This window comes from Streptomyces sp. XY006, assembly GCF_002237655.1.
In the GTDB taxonomy this organism is placed as follows: Bacteria; Actinomycetota; Actinomycetes; order Streptomycetales; family Streptomycetaceae; genus Streptomyces; species Streptomyces levis.
Genome location: NZ_NOKT01000003.1, coordinates 227,758 through 242,817 on the forward strand (window position 1 = coordinate 227,758; position 15,060 = coordinate 242,817).

Here is a 15,060-nt window from a genome sequence, read left to right on the forward strand (position 1 = left end):
TCCTTAACTACTGGCGCGCAGCCGGCGCGAGATGACGTAGTTGACGATGCCGATGACGATCAGGATCAGGAACATCGTCCAGGCGATCGCCGAGGCACGGCCCAGGTGCTGGTTCACCCAGCCCTGCTCGTACAGGTACAGGCCGAGCGTCTGGAACTGGTGCTCCGCGCCGCCGGAGGCGCCCTTGTTGGCGTCGAACAGCAGCGGCTCGCCGAAGACCTGGCTGGCGCCGATGGTCGACACCACGGCCGTGAACAGGATCGTCGGACGCAGCGACGGCAGGGTGACGTGCAGGAACTGCTGCCAGCGGCTCGCGCCGTCCAGGGCGGCCGACTCGTACAGGTCCTGCGGGATGGCCTGCATCGCGGCCAGGTAGATCAGCGCGTTGTAGCCGGTCCACCGCCAGATGATGATCGTCGAGACGGCGATCTGCGAGGGCCACTTGTCGCCCTGCCAGTCGACCGGGTCGATCCCGACGACGTCGAGCGCCCAGTTGATCATCCCGTAGTCGCGCCCGAAGAGCAGCACGAACACCAGGGAGGCGGCGGCGATCGAGGTGGCGTACGGGGCGAGCATCGCGACCCGGTAGAAGGTCGAGGCGCGCAGCTTGTAGTTGAGGATGTGGGCGATGCCCATGGCCATCAGCAGCTGCGGGACGGTGGAGATGATGCCGATGGTCAGGGTGTTCTTCGCCGCGTTCCAGAAGAACTCGTCGTCGAAGATGCGCGTGTAGTTGCGCAGGCCCACCCAGTTCATGTCGGTGGGCGCGGTCAGCTCCACCTGGTGCAGCGAGGCCCATCCCGTGTAGATCAGCGGGAACAGGCCGAAGGCCACGAACAGCAGGAAGAACGGCGAGACGAAGGCGTACGGGCTCCAGCGCACGTCCCGCTGCCAGCGGCGCGACAGCTTGGCCCGGCGCTTCACCTCCTGCTCGGAGACGGCGTCGGCGGGCGGGCGGCCCGGGGCCGCGCCCCCCTCCTTGACGGGGGGCGCGGCGGTGTCGTGACGGGTGGTCATCCGGGTCACTGGTCCAGGTTGTTGTCGATGGTCTTCGTCGCCGTCTCCCAGGCCTCCTTCGCGGACTTGCCCTTCGTGACGAGGATGACGCCGTTGTCCGTCAGACCCTGCTGGATGATCTGGTCCTTCGGGCCGATCACCTGGACCGGGATCTGCTTCGCGGCCTCGGCGAAGATCTCACCGATCGGCGCGTCGCCGGTCATGTCGTTCTTGGCGCCGGTGACCTCGGCGCTGTCGAAGGCGGCCTGCGCGCTGGGGAAGCTGCCCTGCACCTTGAACAGCTTGGCCTGCTGCTCCGGCGCGGTCAGCCAGGCGACGAGCTTCTTGGCCTCTTCGACGTTCTTGCCGTTCTTCGGCACGGACAGGAAGGAACCGCCCCAGTTGCCGGACTTGGGCGCCACGGCCACGTCCCACTTGCCCTTGGCGTCGGGCTGCGACTTGCCCTTGATGTAGCCGAGCATCCACGGCGGGCAGGCCATCGCGGCGAACTTGTTGTTCGCGATCGTCTGGTCCCAGGCCGGCTGGAACTGGGTCTGCGCGCCGACCAGGCCCTTCTCGGCGGCCTCGGCGGTCAGGTCGAAGGCGTTCTTGACGGCCGGGTTGGTCTTGTAGATGACCTTGCCGGAGGCGTCGTAGAACTTCTCCTTCTCACTGCTGAGGATCGCGTTGATCAGACCGCCGGGGGAGTCCATGAAGGTCGTGCCCTCGGGGCCGTTCTTCTTGTACCGCTCACCGACGTCGACGAACTTGTTCCAGTCGCCCGCCCACAGCTTGCCGACCTCCGCGCGGTCGCTGGGCAGGCCGGCCTTCTCGAACAGGTCCTTGCGGTAGCAGATGGCCATCGGGCCGATGTCGGTGCCGAGACCGATCGTCTGGCCGTCCTTGGTGGTGGCCTGCTGCCACTTCCAGTCCAGCCAGTCGGCCTTGTTCACGCCCGAGACCTTGGAGAGGTCCTCCAGCTTGGCGGCCTGGGTGTTGACGATCTCGGCGATGTTGCCGACCTCGACGGCCTGGACGTCCTGCAGGCCGCTGTTGGTGGTCAGGTGGTTCAGCAGCGCCGGGTAGTAGTTCTCGTTGCGTTCGACGACGTTCTCAGCGATCTTGATCTTCGGGTTGAGCTTCTCGTACTCGGCGTACAGGCCCGCTTCCTTGAAGCCCATGGTGCCGAAGAGCCCGAGCGTGATCGTGGTCTTGCCCTTGCCGCCGGACGACGAGCCGGAGCTGTCGTCTCCACCGTCGTCGGCACAGCCGGCCAGCAGCCCGGTGCCCAGCGACGCGACGGCCGCGAGGGCCAGCGCCTTGCGGGCGGTTCGGATGCGTGCTCGCATGTCGTCCTCCTGTTGCCCTGACGTGCCGACCCCCCGGCCAACTGCATTGTTGGACCCGTTTTTCACTCGCTGCGGCTCGGGCGGGGAACGTGCGGGTTGTGTATGTGTCAGGTACTGTGGGAGCGCTCCCACCAGTGATGTGTTGAAGGTTCGCGGGTCGGAGCGGGGGTGTCAAGGGACCGGACAGGGAGAGATGCGTTCAGTTATCGGGACGTTAACTGGACCGGGACCGGGCCTCCTTGGGTGCCCGGTCGGCAGTATCAAGCCAGGCGGGCCCCGGCGGTACCGGTGCGCCGGGCGGAAGCGGAAGGCCGGGGGCGGCATGCCGTCGGTACCGGTCACCAGAGCTGACGAGCCTGTTAAATTCCAGGCCAGCCGCAGAGCGCGGGTACGTACGGGAAGGCGGAGCCCATGGCAAGCCACGGAGCGCGGGGCCGAAGCGGTGGCCGGCCCACCCTCGAAGAGGTGGCGGCGCGCGCCGGTGTCGGCCGCGGCACGGTCTCCCGGGTGATCAACGGCTCGCCCCGGGTCAGTGACGCCACCCGTGCCGCCGTCGAGGCGGCGGTCGCGGAGCTCGGCTACGTGCCGAACACCGCCGCGCGTGCCCTCGCCGCCAACCGCACGGACGCGATCGCGCTGGTCGTGCCCGAGCCGGAGACCCGGTTCTTCGCCGAGCCGTACTTCTCCGACATGCTCAAGGGCGTCGGCTCGGAGCTGTCGGAGACGGAGATGCAGCTGCTGCTGATCTTCGCGGGCAGCGACCGGGAGCGGCAGCGGCTCGCGCAGTACCTGGCGGCCCACCGGGTGGACGGCGTCCTGCTGGTCTCGGTGCACGCGGACGACCCGCTGCCCGATCTGCTGGCGCAGCTGGAGATCCCCGCGGTCATCAGCGGTCCGCGCTCGGCGGCGGAGACCCTGCCGTCGGTCGACTCGGACAACTACGGAGGTGCCCGCCAGGCCGTCGAGCATCTGCTCTCCCGCGGCCGGAGCCGGATAGCCCACATCACCGGCCGCCGGGACGTCTACGGTGCCCAGCGGCGTGTCGACGGCTACCGCGCGGCGCTGAGCGGCGCGGGGCACGAGGTGGACGAGACGCTGATCGAGGGGGGCGACTTCACGGAGGAGGGCGGCCGCCGCGCGATGGCGGCCCTGCTGGAGCGCCGCCCGGACGTGGACGCGGTGTTCGCCGCGTCGGACGTGACGGCGGCCGGTGCGCGGCAGGCGCTGCGCGAGGCGGGGCGCCGCATCCCGGACGACGTGGCGCTCGTCGGCTACGACGACTCGGCCATAGCGCGCCACCTGGATCCGCCGCTCACCAGCGTCCGCCAGCCCATCGAGGAGATGGGCCGCCGGATGATCGACCTGCTGCTGACGGAGATCGCCGACCGCCGTCCGCTCGCGTCGCGGGGACTGGAGCGCCGGCAGCTGGTCCTGGCCACGGAACTGGTGCCGCGGTCGTCGTCGTGACACGGGGCGCCGCCGGGGAGCGGCGCAACGGCGGCTTCGCCGGGCGCCGTTGCGGGTGAGACGGACACGACGAAGGGGCCGACCCGGTTTCCCGGGGCAGCCCCTTCGTCGTCGAGGGTGAGTGACGGGACTCGAACCCGCGGCATCCTGGACCACAACCAGGTGCTCTACCAGCTGAGCTACACCCACCATGACCGGCTTGGAGATCAGCGTGTTCCCCGACCGGCCGAGAAAAAGTGTACAGGGTCCGAAGGGGTGCTCGCGCCCGGCTTTCCCGGCGGCCCCCGACGGGCCCCTTGCGCACCTACTGAGCAGGCAGGACGTGCTTCGCCGCGATCGTCTTCGCGGTGTCGGAGTCCGGCCCGGGCTGCGGGACGAAGACGGCCTCGCGGTAGTAGCGCAGCTCGGCGATGGACTCGCGGATGTCGGCGAGCGCGCGGTGGTTGCCGTTCTTCTGCGGACTGTTGAAATACGCCCGCGGGTACCAGCGGCGGGCCAGCTCCTTGATCGACGACACGTCGACGATCCGGTAGTGGAGGTAGTCCTCCAGCGTCGGCATGTCGCGCAGCAGGAAGCCGCGGTCGGTGCCGACGGAGTTGCCGCACAGCGGGGCCTTCCCCGGCTCCTTGACGTGCTCCCGCACATACGCCAGGACCTGCTCCTCGGCGTCCTGGAGCGTCGTGCCGTTCGGCAGCTCGGCGAGCAGTCCGGACGCGGTGTGCATCTGACGCACCACCTCCGGCATCGTCTCCAGCGCCCGCTCCGGCGGCCGGATGACGATGTCCACGCCGTCGCCGAGCACGTTCAGCTCGGAGTCGGTGACGAGGGCGGCCACCTCGATGAGCGCGTCGTCCGACAGCGAGAGGCCGGTCATCTCGCAGTCGATCCACACCATGCGATCGTTCATGTGTCTAACCTTACGGCGCCCCGGCGCGGGCTGAGCAGACCGTGCGCGGGAATACCGGGTGGGGCCGGCGGGGCCCGTGGGGCCGGCGGGGCGTGGCCGGGCCCGCGGCAGGACATCCCCGGGGAAACGCGGCGGGGCCCGCGAAGAGGCGTGCTCTTCGCGGGCCCCGCCGGCCGTTCATGTCGCGCTGCGCTGCCCCGGGAGGCTGGCCGACAGCGCCGGGGACGCTCCCACCGCGCTCGCGGCCGCCGTGCGCCGGGACTGGAGCGGGACCGGGTGCTCCGGGTGTAGCGGGGCCGGTGGCTGACCGGACGGGCCGGAATGCCCGCTGTGTCCGCCGTGTCCGCCGTGTCCGCCATGTCCGGGGTGGCCCTGCAGCCCCGGTCCGGAGCCGCCGGGCGCGGCCTCGGTGTCCTGGGGCCGCTCGCCCTGCGGGCGCCGGGCGCGGTACGCCGCCCGGTACGCCGCCGGGGACGAGCCGAGCTGCCGGCGGAAGTGGCCGCGCAGGGCCACCGGCGAGCGGAAGCCGCAGCGGCCCGCCACCTCGTCCACCGAGTAGTCCGACGTCTCCAGCAGGCGCTGCGCCTGGAGCACCCGCTGCGTGATCAGCCACTGCAGCGGCGCGCTCCCGGTCAGCGAGCGGAAGCGGCGGTCGAACGTACGCCGGCTCATGTACGCGCGTGCCGCCAGCGTCTCCACGTCGAACTGTTCGTGGAGGTGCTCCAGCGCCCAGGCGACGACCTCGGCGAGCGGGTCGGCGCCGATCTCCTCGGGTAAAGACCTGTCGAGGTAGCGCTCCTGTCCGCCCGACCGGCGCGGCGGGACCACCAGGCGGCGGGCCAGGGCCCCGGCCGCCTCGTTGCCGTGGTCCGTCCGCACGATGTGGAGACAGAGATCGATTCCGGCCGCAGTGCCCGCCGACGTGAGCACGTCGCCGTCGTCCACGAAGAGTTCCCGTGGATCGACGTGCACGGACGGGTAGCGCTTGGCCAGTGTCGGCGCGTACATCCAGTGTGTCGTCGCGGGGCGGCCGTCCAGCAGGCCCGCCGCCGCGAGGACGAAGGCACCGGTGCACAGCCCGACGATGCGGGCGCCCTCCTCGTGGGCGCGGCGCAGCGCGTCGAGCGCCTCGTCCGGTGGCGGCGAAGTGATCGAGCGCCAGGCCGGCACGACGACCGTGCCCGCGCGCGAGATCGCTTCCAGGCCATGTGGCGCGGTGAGTTCCAGGCCCCCTGTGGTCCGCAGTGGGCCGTCCTCGCCGCCGCACACCAGCAGTCGGTAGCGCGGTACGCCGGCGTCCTGGCGGTCGATCCCGAACACCGACAGCGGTATGGAACTCTCGAAGATGGGGCCGCCGCTGAACAGCAGCACCGCGACGATCTCCTTGCGACGTCGCCCGGAAAGCTTCCGGGCCGCGGCTTCCGGCGCGGCAGTGGAGTCGTGGCTCATACTGCTAAGCCCCCCTCGGTGGTCGCGGCTCCTCGGTTGTGTCGCTCCTGCACGTTTCCCCTCGGTCCTGCACGAGTCCCCCGCCGTAGACAGTCAAGATCGAATCTACTGTGTCCCGTCGTGCCGGAGTGGCCGGTTCGGCACTCGGCACATTGTCGACTTGGCAACTTGGCGTGAAGCATTCGATCACGAAGCGTTGCACTCGTGGGGCGTGCAGGGAAGTGCGCCTTGTCGCGGTGGCCAATCCACGTAGGGTGCGCGGTCCACCCGAGGCCCTTTCCGTGCAGGTCGAACGGGGGTTGGGGGGTGTTTCGGCAGGGGGATGCGGGGGTGCCGGAAGTTGGCTGAAAACCGACGTGCGCGTGCACGGAAACCGGTCAACCGACCGGTGTATCCCCTCCAGTGTGCCGCCCGCCCCGGTGCGACCCCGTTCCGGTGCGCTGGTGCCGGCCCCGGTGCGGTGCCCGGTCCTCGGCGGCCAGCCGGGCGGCGCCGCGCTCGGACTGGCGCAGCAGGACCCGGCACGCGCCCGTGACGGCGGCGAGCCCGACAGCGGTGCCGGCGGCTCCGGCGAGCGAGGTGCCGAAGGCGAGGAGCACGACCGGGACGAGCACGCAGCTGAAGGCCGCCCAGCGGATCACCTCGGTCGCGCCGTCCCGCTGCGGCGGCGTCGCGCGGCCCGCCTCGGAGGCGGGACGGTGTCCGGACATGGCGTGCTCCCTGTGGCGTGGCTCACGGGGTTCAACGCGCGGCCGGGACGTCGGTCACTGTGCGGCCGGATCACCCCCACGGGTAAGTGAATCCCGTGCAAACCGCCTGTACAGCGCAGCAACCATTGCGTTACGGGCGTCGCCTCGTGCATGCTCCCTGGAACCCGCACGCACGGCAGGCGGGGTCTGGGCTAAGGAGGCGTGCCGCCGTACCCTTGGGGGTATGGGGTTGGGAAGACCATTCCCGGACACAGCTCCGCCGCACAGTGTTGTCCCACCCATTAAAGGATCACAACGCCGAGACAGCCATGGCCGGTCACGAATTCTTCGAACCAGCGGACCGCAAGCGGCCCGTCGCCGATCCCACGGCGGCCGAGCCCCTGGCGGCGGAAGAGCCACGCCATTCCTGCGATCCCGCCTTCAAGCACGGGGTCGTGGTCGGCTTCGACGGCTCCACCTCCAGTGAGCGCGCCCTGGCGTACGCGATCGGCATGGCCCATCGCTCCGGTTCGGGCCTGATCATCGTCCATGTCGCCAACCGGCTGCCGACCACGGTGTGGGCCGGCTGTGAGCCGCCGGTGTTCGTGGACGTGCCGGACCACCGCACGGAGGTGCTCGGTCTGGAGCTGGCCTGTGCGGACTACCTCGCCGAGGTGCCCTGGATCCTGGTCGAGCGCGGCGGCGACATCTGCCACGAACTCGAAGAGGTCGGGCGGGAGTACGAGGCCGACGCGATCGTCGTCGGCTCGACCCACGGCATCGTCGGGCGGATCTTCGGGTCCGTCGCCGGGCGGCTCGCCAAGCGGGCGCAGCGGCCCGTCGTCGTCATTCCCTGACGGCAGCCCCCTGGCGGCAGGTCCTGAGGGGCAGTCAACTTCCTTCGTGCGCGCGTGAATCTACTCACGCGTAGAGGTGTTTGTGCTCTTGTGAAGGGCATATACGGGACATCGCACCACCGCACCTGCACGAAGGGAGCCCGCCGTGGACAAAGACGTCTCCGCGGGAAGCGGAATCACGACCGTGGCCGGCCGACTCGCCCTCGCCGTCACCCTGTTGGCCTTCGGACTCGCGCACACCGCCGTGATCGACGGCGTCTCGGCGGCTGGCGCCGCGTCAATCGCCCAGTACGTGGGGGGAGTCGCCCTCTTCGTCGCCGGACTGGTGGCCCTGCGCGAGGGTGACGCCGCCGGCGGGACGGCGTTCTCGGTACTCGGGGCGCTGTGGTTCACCTGGGCCGTGACCGACACCGCCTCCGGCAACGAGGCAGGGCTGTTCCTGCTGTTGTTCGCCCTGGTGGCCCTGTCGCTGATGCTCGCGGGCGGGGACCAGCTCGGTCAGGGCGTGTACGGGCTGTTCTTCGTCGCCCTGTTGCTCATGGCGATCGCGAGTTTCGCCGGTAACGACGGGCTCGTGAAGGTGGGCGGCTGGTTCGCCGTCGCCGCGGGTGCGGTGGCCTGGTACGCCGCGACGGCCGCGCTGGCGCACTGGCCGACGGCGATTCCGCGACGCGCTGCGGGCCGGGGTGTGACGGCCACCGGTTAGCCGCGCCGGCTGGGGAGTTGGGCGGCTTCCCGGCGATGAAACGGACCCCCCGTGCTTGGTGGCAGCACGTGGGGGTCCGTCCTCTTTGGCGGCCTGTGCGGGTGCGTGGGGGCTTGTCGCGCAGTTCCCCGCGCCCCTGAACGGCAGGCCTCTACTCCACCGTCACCGACTTGGCGAGGTTGCGGGGCTTGTCGATGTCGCGGCCGAGGGCCAACGCCGTGTGGTAGGCGAGGAGCTGGAGCGGGATGCCCATGAGGATCGGGTCCAGCTCGTCCTCGTTCTTCGGGACGACGATCGTCTCGTCGGCCTTCTCCTGGTGCTGGTGGGCCACCGCGAGGATCTTGCCGCTGCGGGCCTTGATCTCCTCCATGGCGGCGCGGTTCTTCTCCAGCAGGTCGTCGTCGGGGACGATCGCGACCGTGGGGAGGGCCGGCTCGATCAGGGCCAGCGGGCCGTGCTTGAGCTCGGAGGCGGGGTAGGCCTCGGCGTGGATGTACGAGACCTCCTTGAGCTTCAGGGACGCCTCGCGGGCCACCGGGTAGCCCCGGACCCGGCCGATGAAGAGCATCGAGCGGGCGTCGGCGAACTGCTGGGCCAGCTTCTTGACGTCCTCCTCCTGCTCCATGATCTCGGCGATCTGCGCGGGCAGCTTGCGCAGGCCCTCGATGATGCGCTTGCCGTCGCGCACGGACAGGTCGCGGGTGCGGCCGAGGTGCAGGGCGAGCAGGGCGAAGGCCACCGTGGTGTTGGTGAAGCACTTGGTGGAGACGACGCAGACCTCGGGGCCGGCGTGCACGTAGATGCCGCCGTCGGCCTCGCGGGCGATGGCTGAGCCGACCACGTTCACCACGCCCAGGACGCGGGCGCCCTTGCGCTTGAGCTCCTGCACGGCGGCCAGCACGTCGTAGGTCTCACCGGACTGGGAGACGGCGACGTAGAGGGTGTCGGGGTCGACGACCGCGTTGCGGTAGCGGAACTCCGAGGCCGGCTCGGCGTCGGCGGGGATGCGGGCCAGCTCCTCGATCATCTGGGCGCCGATCATGCCCGCGTGGTACGAGGTGCCGCAGCCGAGGATCTTCACGCGGCGGATCCGCCGGGCCTCGCGGGCGTCCAGGTTGAGGCCGCCCAGGTGCACGGTGGAGAAGCGGTCGTCGATGCGGCCGCGCAGCACGCGGTCCACGGCGTCGGCCTGCTCGTGGATCTCCTTGTGCATGTAGGTGTCGTGGCCGCCCATGTCGTAGGAGGCGGCCTCCCACTCGACGGTGGTGGGCTCGGCGGTGGTGCGGGTGCCCTCGGTGGTGTAGGTGCGGAAGTCGTCGGCCTTGAGGGTGGCCATCTCGCCGTCGTCGAGGGTGACGATCTGGCGGGTGTGGGCGACCAGGGCGGCGATGTCCGAGGCGACGAACATCTCCTTCTCGCCGATGCCGAGGACGACCGGGGAGCCGTTGCGGGCGACGACGATGCGGTCGGGGAAGTCGGCGTGCATCACGGCGATGCCGTAGGTGCCCTCGATGAGCCGGAGGGTCTCGCGGACCTTGTCCTCCAGCTTGGTCGCCTGCGAGCGGGCGATGAGGTGGACGAGGACCTCGGTGTCGGTCTCGGAGAGGAACTCGACGCCGTCCGCCTCCAGCTTGCGGCGCAGGTCGGAGGCGTTGTCGATGATGCCGTTGTGGACGACGGCGACCTTGCCCTCGGCGTCCAGGTGCGGGTGGGCGTTCACGTCGGAGGGGGCGCCGTGGGTGGCCCAGCGGGTGTGGGCGATGCCGGTGGTGCCCTTGAAGCGGGCCGGGACCTTGGCCTCCAGGTCGCGCACGCGGCCCTTGGCCTTGACCATCTTCAGGCCGGAGGTCTTCGGGGACGTGACGACGATGCCCGCGGAGTCGTAGCCGCGGTACTCCAGGCGCTGCAGGCCTTCCAGGAGCAGGGGCGCGACGTCACGCTTCCCGATGTAACCGACGATTCCGCACATGTATACGTATTCCTAGCCGTAGACGATGCGCCGCAGCTGCCGGAGCGAGAGCTCCGGCGGGGCCACCGCGCGGTATTTGAGGTCCGCCTCGATCCGCTCGAAGATCGCCGCGTTCACCAGGCCCTGGGCCTGGAGCTCGCGGTGGCGGCGACGGACGTACTCCTCGGTCGTCTCGTCGAAGTAGGCGAGCACGTCCTGGATCACGCGCAGCGCCTCGCCCCGGCTGAGGGCGGTGGACCGCGTCAGATGATCAACGAGTTCGTCGTGCACTCGCTAGATCCTGGGGTACCGGCGGCTCTTTCGCAAGAAATCTGCCCGGATTCGGGCAAGCGCCTGCGGGGATCTTTTGGGGGAACGTTGAACCGGCCATGAGCGCTTGTTCGTGGGGCGTCCACCGGACGTCCCGCGTCTCGTTGCCCGAGGCGTCGACTTTTGGACGCCATGGACACTCCTCGTATGGGCGTACCCGAGCGGCTCGCCGAGCGCATGAGCATGGCCGAGCAGCACGAGTACCTGCGCGCCCGGTTCTCCCGGCGCACGATGATCAGAGGCGGCGCCGTGACGCTCGGCGCCGTCACCGGTGGCGCGTTCGTACCCGGCGCCACCGCCCGGGCCGCCGTGCCCACCGCCCGCACCGCACCCGCCACCGAGGCCGTCGACGGCGCGCTCGTCGCCCCCTTCGGCCGCCACCTCGCCTACGGCTCCGACCCGCGCACGGAGATGACCGTCTCCTGGCAGGTCCCGGTCGCCGTCAGGAAGCCCTTCATCCGCGTCGGCGCCCACCCCACCGACCTCTCCCACCGGATCGACGCCGAGGTCCGCACCCTCTTCACGCCCGCCGGCGTCGGCGCGAGCGGGAACCACACCCAGTACTACGTGCACGCCCGGCTGACCCGTCTGCGCCCGGGCCGGACGTACTACTACGGCGTCGGCCACCAGGGCTTCGACCCGGCCGAGCCGCACCTGCTGGGCACCCTCGGCACCTTCACCACCGCCCCGGCCCACAAGCGCCCCTTCACCTTCACGGCCTTCGGCGACGAGGGCGTCAGCTACCACGCGCTGGCCAACAACAGCCTGCTGCTCGGCCAGAACCCCGCCTTCCACCTGCACGCCGGCGACATCGCCTACGGCGACCCGGCCGGGCAGGGCCGGGCCGACGACACCGGCTTCGACGCGCGCGTGTGGGACCAGTTCCTCGCCCAGACCGAGTCCGTCGCCAAGTCCGTGCCGTGGATGCCCGCCTACGGCAACCACGACATGGAGGCCTGGTACGCGCCCCACGGCTACGGCGGCGAGGAGGCCCGCTGGACCCTCCCCGGCAACGGACCCGACCCGCGGAACCTCCCGGGCGTCTACTCCTTCGTCTACGGCAACACGGCCGTCATCTCGCTCGACGCCAACGACGTCTCCTTCGAGATCCCGGCCAACCTCGGCCTCTCGGGCGGCACCCAGACCAGGTGGCTGGAGGCGCAGCTCAGGAAGTACCGGGCCGCGCACGACATCGACTTCGTGGTCGTGTTCTTCCACCACTGCGCCTACTGCACCTCCACCGCGCACGCCTCCGAGGGCGGGGTGCGCGAGGAGTGGGTGCCGCTGTTCGAGAAGTACACGGTCGACCTGGTCGTCAACGGTCACAACCACCAGTACGAGCGCACCGACGTGATCAAGGGCGACCGGGTCGTCAAGAAGCTCCCGGTGGGCGGCACGGCCTACCCGGAGACCGAGGGCGTGGTCTACGTCACGGCCGGTGCGGCGGGACGCAGCCTCTACGCGTTCAGCGCCCCGCTGTCCTACGAGGGCCACGAGCACGAGGTGGACTCCGTGGCCTCGTTCGTCAACGTCGACGGCGGCAAGCGCACCGAGACCGTCGCCTGGTCCCGGGTGCGCTACCTCGACTACTCCTTCCTGCGCGTGGACGTCACCCCCGCGCCGAAGGGACGTCTCGCCACCCTGACGGTGCGCGGCATCGCCGAGAGCGGGGAGCAGGTGGACCACTTCACCGTGGCCCGCCGGGCGAAGTGACGCCGTAGCGCGGCGGGCGTCACATCCGCTTGAGGATCGCCTGCTTGGCCAGCGCGAACTCGTCGTCCGTGAGCACGCCCGTGCGGTGCAGCTCCCCGAGCTCGCGCAGCCGGCGCAGCAGGGCGTCGTGGTCGTCCTCCGCGGAGGCGACCGGGGGAGAGGGCAGCTCCGGTGGCGCGTCCGCCACGCCGTCGGCGGCGGCCCGGGCCGGGTGCGGAAGCCTGGCCTGGACCGCCGCGGCGACCAGTGCCATCAGCGGGTCCTTCTTGAAGCCCCACAGCTCCACGGCGTTGGGGTCGTACTTGGGCGGAGTCCTGGTCGGCGCGTTGCGCACGGCGAAGCGGAGACAGCCGTTCTCCAGGCCGACCGCCGGGTGCCACTCCACGCCCGTGACGTCGGTGAGCGCGAGCGTGCGGGCGCCGGCGGCGGCCTTGGCGTCCTCCGTCTTCCAGTTCCACTCCAGGCGTATGCGCTCTCCGTCGAAGCTCGCCGTGCCGTCCCCGGCGGAGACCGACAGCGGCACGGCCGGCCCGGGCAGCAGGTACTCGGTCACCGGGCCGGCCGGCACCTGGTCCAGCAGCAGCGCGTTGCGGACCTCGTCCGTGAAGTACTCGGCCACTCCGTAGCGGTCGGACTCGACGATCAGCTGGTACGGGTCGTGGGGCTCGGTGAGCCGCCCGCCGGTCGCGTGCAGCAGCGGGTCGGCGCCGTCGCGCAGGCGCAGCCGCAGCCGGCCGCTCTTCTTGCCCTGCTCCAGTGAGATGCCCGCCAACGCCCCCAGCGGGACGACGAGTTCACCCAGTTCCCTGCGGAGCAGGCTGACGTTCTTGTCCCGCCCCGGGGTCAGCCGCAGGGCGTCGCCGTCGAAGATCCACGAGCCGTCCTTCTGGATGATTTCCGCCATGGGGTGGATTGTTTCACCCAAGTCCCGGGATAGTGGTCCAGACCTCTTGGAGCTCAACGGCTCACGGAAGGGACGGTTTTGTGAGAGACGGTCTCGTCAGACAGCGCCACAGAACACTTCGCCTTCTCGGCTCCCTGCTGCTCGTCGCGGTGGGCGTCGGCGTCACCCAGGCCGCCCCGGCCCGGGCGGCGGTCCCCACCCCGCTCGACCGGGTCGTACCCGCACCGGCCTCGGCCGAGCCCGGCGGCGATCCGTACCGCATCACCCGCTCCACGCACATCCGCGTCGACGGCTCGCGGGAGGCGCGGGGCGTCGCCGAGTACCTCGCGGACCTCCTGCGGCCCTCGACCGGCTACCGCCTGCCGGTCACCACGCACGGGCGGGGCGGCATCCGACTGCGGCTCTCCCACGGCGACTTCGGTCCCGAGGGCTACCGCCTGAACAGCGACGCCCGGTCCCTCACGATCAGCGCCAGAACCCCCGCGGGCCTCTTCCACGGCGTGCAGACCCTGCGCCAGCTGCTGCCCGCGGCCGTAGAGAAGGAGAGCGTGCAGCCCGGGCCCTGGCTGGTCGCCGGCGGCACGATCGAGGACACCCCGCGCTACGGCTGGCGCGGTGCCATGCTCGACGTCTCCCGGCACTTCTTCACCGTCGGCCAGGTCAAGCGGTACATCGACCAGCTCGCCCTCTACAAGATCAACAAGCTGCATCTGCACCTCAGCGACGACCAGGGCTGGCGTATCGCCGTCGACTCCTGGCCGCGGCTGGCCACCCACGGCGGCTCCACCGAGGTCGGCGGCGGCCCCGGCGGCTACTACACCAAGGCCCAGTACAAGGAGATCGTGCGGTACGCCGCCTCCCGCCACCTGGAGGTGGTCCCCGAGATCGACATGCCCGGCCACACCAACGCCGCCCTCGCCTCCTACGCCGAGCTGAACTGCGACGGTGTGGCACCGCCGCTGTACACCGGGACCGAGGTCGGCTTCAGCTCGCTGTGCGTCGGCAAGGAGATCACGTACGACTTCGTCGACGACGTGGTCCGGGAGCTGGCCGCGCTCACCCCGGGCCGGTACCTGCACATCGGGGGCGACGAGGCGCACTCCACCAGCCACGAGGACTACGTGAAGTTCATGGACCGGGTGCAGCCGGTCGTCGCGAAGTACGGCAAGACGGTCGTCGGCTGGCACCAGTTGACCGGGGCCACTCCGGCCAGGGGAGCGCTCGCGCAGTACTGGGGCCTGGACCGGACGAGCCCCGAGGAGAAGGCGCGGGTCGTGAAGGCCGCGCAGAGCGGGACCGGGCTGATCCTGTCCCCGGCGGACCGGGCCTACCTCGACATGAAGTACACCAAGGACACCCCGCTCGGGCTGTCCTGGGCCGGGTACGTCGAGGTGCAGCGGTCCTACGACTGGGACCCGGGGGCGTATCTGCCCGGGGTGCCGGCCGGTGCCGTGCGGGGCGTGGAGGCGCCGATGTGGTCGGAGACCCTGGAGAACTCCGGGCAGATCGAGTACATGGCGTTCCCACGGCTGCCGGGCGTGGCCGAGCTGGGGTGGTCGCCGGCGTCCACGCACGACTGGGAGCGGTACAAGGTGCGGCTGGCTGCGCAGGCCGAGCGGTGGGATGCCCTGGGGATTCAGTGGTATCGGTCGCCGCAGGTGCCGTGGGGGGCCGCCGGGCAGTGATGCGGGTGCGGGTGGGTGGGGGCTTGTCGCGCAGTTCCCCGCGCCCCTGAGAGTTCCCCT

At 70.7% G+C, this 15,060-nt stretch carries 13 protein-coding genes and 1 tRNA gene; 5 read left to right on the top strand and 9 right to left on the bottom strand.

The window, feature by feature from the left end:
• Positions 1-3: 3 nt before the first annotated feature.
• Together CHR28_RS05575 and CHR28_RS05580 are read right to left on the bottom strand one after the other, a co-directional pair.
• Positions 4-1,017: a carbohydrate ABC transporter permease gene (locus CHR28_RS05575; protein ID WP_094052329.1), complete on the bottom strand. Its 1,014-nt coding sequence runs from the start codon at positions 1,015-1,017 to the stop codon at positions 4-6.
• Positions 1,018-1,022: 5 nt separating this feature from the next.
• Positions 1,023-2,345 (bottom strand): ABC transporter substrate-binding protein, encoded by a 1,323-nt coding sequence (locus CHR28_RS05580; RefSeq protein ID WP_094052330.1) that lies wholly within the window; start codon positions 2,343-2,345, stop codon positions 1,023-1,025.
• Between the two features lie 411 nt (positions 2,346-2,756).
• On the opposite strand from CHR28_RS05580, the gene CHR28_RS05585 reads away from it, so the two are divergent.
• Entirely contained in the window at positions 2,757-3,812 is a 1,056-nt protein-coding gene (locus CHR28_RS05585) for a LacI family DNA-binding transcriptional regulator (RefSeq protein ID WP_094052331.1), read from the top strand.
• Between the two features lie 116 nt (positions 3,813-3,928).
• On the opposite strand, the gene CHR28_RS05590 is transcribed toward CHR28_RS05585, so the two are convergent.
• From CHR28_RS05590 to CHR28_RS05605, 4 genes are all read right to left on the bottom strand, one after another.
• A tRNA-His gene (locus tag CHR28_RS05590) sits at positions 3,929-4,001 on the bottom strand.
• A gap of 115 nt (positions 4,002-4,116) precedes the next feature.
• Positions 4,117-4,719 carry an oligoribonuclease gene (gene orn / locus CHR28_RS05595; protein WP_094052332.1) on the bottom strand — a complete coding sequence of 201 codons (603 nt, stop codon included), beginning with the start codon at positions 4,717-4,719 and terminating at the stop codon, positions 4,117-4,119.
• 177 nt (positions 4,720-4,896) lie between these two features.
• Positions 4,897-6,168, bottom strand: a complete 1,272-nt coding sequence (locus tag CHR28_RS05600) for a helix-turn-helix domain-containing protein (protein WP_094052333.1) — start codon at positions 6,166-6,168, stop codon at positions 4,897-4,899.
• A gap of 377 nt (positions 6,169-6,545) precedes the next feature.
• Positions 6,546-6,878, bottom strand: coding sequence for a hypothetical protein (locus CHR28_RS05605; RefSeq protein ID WP_179272316.1), 333 nt, complete (start codon positions 6,876-6,878; stop codon positions 6,546-6,548).
• Positions 6,879-7,186: 308 nt separating this feature from the next.
• Between CHR28_RS05605 and CHR28_RS05610 the strand changes: the two genes are divergently transcribed.
• Positions 7,187-7,714: a universal stress protein gene (locus CHR28_RS05610; protein WP_031114250.1), complete on the top strand. Its 528-nt coding sequence runs from the start codon at positions 7,187-7,189 to the stop codon at positions 7,712-7,714.
• Positions 7,715-7,859: 145 nt separating this feature from the next.
• Positions 7,860-8,420, top strand: a complete 561-nt coding sequence (locus tag CHR28_RS05615; RefSeq protein WP_094052334.1) for a GPR1/FUN34/YaaH family transporter — start codon at positions 7,860-7,862, stop codon at positions 8,418-8,420.
• A gap of 151 nt (positions 8,421-8,571) precedes the next feature.
• On the opposite strand, the gene glmS is transcribed toward CHR28_RS05615, so the two are convergent.
• Positions 8,572-10,389, bottom strand: a complete 1,818-nt coding sequence (glmS, locus tag CHR28_RS05620; RefSeq protein WP_094052335.1) for a glutamine--fructose-6-phosphate transaminase (isomerizing) — start codon at positions 10,387-10,389, stop codon at positions 8,572-8,574.
• A gap of 12 nt (positions 10,390-10,401) precedes the next feature.
• Positions 10,402-10,659, bottom strand: coding sequence for a hypothetical protein (locus CHR28_RS05625; RefSeq protein ID WP_031130491.1), 258 nt, complete (start codon positions 10,657-10,659; stop codon positions 10,402-10,404).
• A gap of 186 nt (positions 10,660-10,845) precedes the next feature.
• On the opposite strand from CHR28_RS05625, the gene CHR28_RS05630 reads away from it, so the two are divergent.
• The gene (locus tag CHR28_RS05630; protein ID WP_179272317.1) at positions 10,846-12,411 is read left to right on the top strand and encodes a purple acid phosphatase family protein; all 1,566 of its coding nucleotides are present in this window, start codon (positions 10,846-10,848) and stop codon (positions 12,409-12,411) included.
• A gap of 19 nt (positions 12,412-12,430) precedes the next feature.
• Here the strand turns inward: CHR28_RS05630 and CHR28_RS05635 are convergent, their stop codons facing one another.
• Positions 12,431-13,315 (bottom strand): DUF4429 domain-containing protein, encoded by an 885-nt coding sequence (locus CHR28_RS05635; RefSeq protein ID WP_094052337.1) that lies wholly within the window; start codon positions 13,313-13,315, stop codon positions 12,431-12,433.
• An 80-nt stretch (positions 13,316-13,395) separates the two neighbouring features.
• On the opposite strand from CHR28_RS05635, the gene CHR28_RS05640 reads away from it, so the two are divergent.
• Complete coding sequence (locus CHR28_RS05640; RefSeq protein WP_094052338.1) at positions 13,396-15,000, top strand: beta-N-acetylhexosaminidase; 1,605 nt, start codon at positions 13,396-13,398, stop codon at positions 14,998-15,000.
• The last annotated feature ends 60 nt before the right edge of the window (positions 15,001-15,060 follow it).

What these genes read in the sequence shown, in the direction of transcription:
- CHR28_RS05630 (WP_179272317.1), top strand. Translation starts at nt 10,846, where the DNA reads ATGGGCGTACCCGAGCGGCTCGCCGAGCGCATGAGCATGGCCGAGCAG.
- CHR28_RS05605 (WP_179272316.1), bottom strand. Translation starts at nt 6,878, where the DNA reads ATGTCCGGACACCGTCCCGCCTCCGAGGCGGGCCGCGCGACGCCGCCG.
- glmS (WP_094052335.1), bottom strand. Translation starts at nt 10,389, where the DNA reads ATGTGCGGAATCGTCGGTTACATCGGGAAGCGTGACGTCGCGCCCCTG.
- CHR28_RS05580 (WP_094052330.1), bottom strand. Translation starts at nt 2,345, where the DNA reads ATGCGAGCACGCATCCGAACCGCCCGCAAGGCGCTGGCCCTCGCGGCC.
- CHR28_RS05585 (WP_094052331.1), top strand. Translation starts at nt 2,757, where the DNA reads ATGGCAAGCCACGGAGCGCGGGGCCGAAGCGGTGGCCGGCCCACCCTC.
- orn (WP_094052332.1), bottom strand. Translation starts at nt 4,719, where the DNA reads ATGAACGATCGCATGGTGTGGATCGACTGCGAGATGACCGGCCTCTCG.
- CHR28_RS05635 (WP_094052337.1), bottom strand. Translation starts at nt 13,315, where the DNA reads ATGGCGGAAATCATCCAGAAGGACGGCTCGTGGATCTTCGACGGCGAC.
- CHR28_RS05575 (WP_094052329.1), bottom strand. Translation starts at nt 1,017, where the DNA reads ATGACCACCCGTCACGACACCGCCGCGCCCCCCGTCAAGGAGGGGGGC.
- CHR28_RS05610 (WP_031114250.1), top strand. Translation starts at nt 7,187, where the DNA reads ATGGCCGGTCACGAATTCTTCGAACCAGCGGACCGCAAGCGGCCCGTC.
- CHR28_RS05600 (WP_094052333.1), bottom strand. Translation starts at nt 6,168, where the DNA reads ATGAGCCACGACTCCACTGCCGCGCCGGAAGCCGCGGCCCGGAAGCTT.